The 2,166-nt window shown below is 66.2% G+C and carries 5 protein-coding genes; 4 read left to right on the top strand and 1 reads right to left on the bottom strand.

Features of this window, described 5'->3' with window-relative positions; translation table 11 throughout:
* Positions 1 to 7: 7 nt before the first annotated feature.
* On the bottom strand, positions 8 to 574 hold the full coding sequence (locus BIU96_RS09530) for a TetR/AcrR family transcriptional regulator (RefSeq protein ID WP_083402794.1): 567 nt from the start codon (positions 572 to 574) through the stop codon (positions 8 to 10).
* A 70-nt stretch (positions 575 to 644) separates the two neighbouring features.
* Between BIU96_RS09530 and BIU96_RS09535 the strand changes: the two genes are divergently transcribed.
* The 4 genes from BIU96_RS09535 to BIU96_RS09550 all read left to right on the top strand — a co-directional run bounded on the left by BIU96_RS09535 (position 645) and on the right by BIU96_RS09550 (position 2,141).
* Positions 645 to 959 carry a multidrug efflux SMR transporter gene (locus BIU96_RS09535; protein WP_071292384.1) on the top strand — a complete coding sequence of 105 codons (315 nt, stop codon included), beginning with the start codon at positions 645 to 647 and terminating at the stop codon, positions 957 to 959.
* A complete protein-coding gene (locus tag BIU96_RS09540; protein ID WP_071292385.1) occupies positions 959 to 1,312 on the top strand; it encodes a multidrug efflux SMR transporter in 354 nt (117 codons plus the stop codon). Before BIU96_RS09535 ends, BIU96_RS09540 begins: the two co-directional genes overlap by 1 nt.
* Entirely contained in the window at positions 1,302 to 1,622 is a 321-nt protein-coding gene (locus BIU96_RS09545; RefSeq protein WP_071292386.1) for a hypothetical protein, read from the top strand. The genes BIU96_RS09540 and BIU96_RS09545 overlap by 11 nt, the downstream gene beginning before the upstream one ends.
* Positions 1,623 to 1,706: 84 nt before the next feature.
* Positions 1,707 to 2,141 (top strand): Rid family detoxifying hydrolase, encoded by a 435-nt coding sequence (locus BIU96_RS09550; RefSeq protein WP_071292387.1) that lies wholly within the window; start codon positions 1,707 to 1,709, stop codon positions 2,139 to 2,141.
* The last annotated feature ends 25 nt before the right edge of the window (positions 2,142 to 2,166 follow it).

Consider the following 2,166-nt stretch of genomic DNA (forward strand, 5'->3'; position numbering starts at 1 on the left):
CGATGGTCTAGCGGACGGATTCGAGGCAGCGGTCGATTACCTGCGCTGACCAGCCCGGATCGCCTCCAGTCGGGGACTGGATGAGGTGCAGTGCGAGGCCGTCGATCACGGCGTGCACGAGCTGCACTGCCGTGTCGTCGGCATTCGGTTCGACAGCCGCGACCGCTCGGGCGCAGACGTCGCGCACGATGTTGTTCGTCGTCGTCTGCATGTCCTGCAACTCCGGGCTGGTGAGGGCCGCGACGCTGAGGGCAAGGAACACTTCCATCTCCAATAGGCGTTGGCTGTCCAACGGCAACAGCTCCAGAAGAGCACTCCGAGCCCAGAGCGCCGGGTCTCCTGTCTTCGGCAACGCGGCGATCCGAGTGCCGAGACGTTCGCCGACGGCCGAGATCGCGTGCTCTCGAACACTTGCCTGTGTGGGGAACGTGTACCGGAGCGAACTCGGTGCGATCCCCGCCTCGGCCGCAACCGCACGAACCGTGAGCGCCGCGACCCCGTCTCTGGCGATGACCCGCCAGGACGCTTCCAGTACCGCTCGCTGCCGCGCTTCGACATCCAGATTCCGACCCATGCTCCCAATAGTCGCACAACTGTGCTACTTTGGCCTTACTCGCACAAACGTACGACTATCGGAGGTTTTGGTGGCTTGGGTGGCATTGATCGTCTCGGGAATGCTCGAGGCGGTGTGGGCGACAGCGTTGGGCGCGTCGCACAACTTCGCGAAGAAGAAGCCCACGATCGTGTTCATCGTCGCGATCGTGCTGAGCATGGTCGGACTCTCGTTCGCGATGACGACCCTGCCGACCGGAACCGCCTACGCGGTGTGGGTCGGGATCGGCGCCGTCCTCACCGTGGTGCTCGCCGTGGTCCGGAAGCAGGAACGGCTGACTGTCGCGCGGACCGCGCTCCTCGTCGTTCTCATCGGCTGCGTCGTTGGACTGAAGGCGGCGAGCTGATGCCCTGGATCGCACTCCTCATCAGCGCTGTCCTCGAGGCCGTGTGGGCGACCGCGCTCGGCGAGAGCGACGGCTTCACCAAGCCCGTCCCGACCATCGTGTTCGTGATCGGCATCGCGTTGAGCATGGTCGGACTCGGCTACGCCGCGAAGCACATCCCGATCAGCACCGCGTACGCGATCTGGACCGGTACCGGTGCCGCTCTCACCGTCGCGTACGCAATGCTCACCGGGCACGAAGCGGTCACGGTCCTCCGGGTGATCTTCCTCGCTGGCATCGTCGGCGCTGTCGTCGGACTGAAGCTCGTCAAGGCGCCCGCCGGTCCCGAGAATGACGGCACCAGTGCGCACTGACCCGAAGGTGAGGGCTCCGCGTCGCGGAGTCCTCGCCCTCGCGCTTGCCCTGGTGTCGCTGGTGCTGTTGACGGTGATGTGGCCCGTGGTCAACGGCGCCGACGCGTCAATCACTGAGCAGGGCGATGGGGTACTCCTCGGCGTCATCCTCGGATTCGCGGGAGCCGTCATCTCTGGGCTCGCGGCACTGATCATCGCCCTCACCGCGATCATCACTGACCGTGGCCGCACTCCCGGCGTCATCGCCGCGGCCGTCGCAGTGACTGGCCCGATCACCGCCAGCGGGCTCGCGTCAGCGCTCACCCTCTAACAGCGCCACGCTGCAGCCGATGTCACACTGACCGGGTAACCCGATCGCTGCGCGGACCAGCTGTTCCGACGAGAGGAACCGACCATGATCGATGATGACGCCCATCCCACAGCAGGACCCACAGGCCGTCGCCGAGTCGCCGTTGTCGCTGCGGAAGCACCCGACGCCGTCGGGCCGTACGCGCACGCGGCAACGGCCTCCGGCCTCGGCGCGCTGTACCTCTCCGGCCAGACACCCATCGACCCGTCCACCGGAGAACTCGCCGGCGGTGACGTCGCCGAACAGACACGGCAGGTCTTCACCAACCTGCGCTCCGTGCTGTCAGCCGCACAGCTGACCTTCGATGACGTGATCAAGATCAACGTGTACCTGGTCTCCATGGACGACTTCACCGCTATGAACACCGTCTACGCCGCGAACTTCACCCCGCCGTACCCTGCCCGCACCACCGTCGCAGTCGCGGGCCTTCCCCTCGGCGCCCGCGTCGAAATCGAACTGGTCGCTGCTACACCTCGGTGAGGTCGCCCCGTCCCGATAGCCGATC

The sequence above is a fragment of the Curtobacterium sp. MCBA15_008 genome (assembly GCF_001865065.1).
Lineage (GTDB): Bacteria > Actinomycetota > Actinomycetes > Actinomycetales > Microbacteriaceae > Curtobacterium.

Coding starts and splice junctions, on each gene's coding strand:
- BIU96_RS09530 (WP_083402794.1), bottom strand. CDS start 574: ATGGGTCGGAATCTGGATGTCGAAGCGCGGCAGCGAGCGGTACTGGAA.
- BIU96_RS09540 (WP_071292385.1), top strand. CDS start 959: ATGCCCTGGATCGCACTCCTCATCAGCGCTGTCCTCGAGGCCGTGTGG.
- BIU96_RS09550 (WP_071292387.1), top strand. CDS start 1,707: ATGATCGATGATGACGCCCATCCCACAGCAGGACCCACAGGCCGTCGC.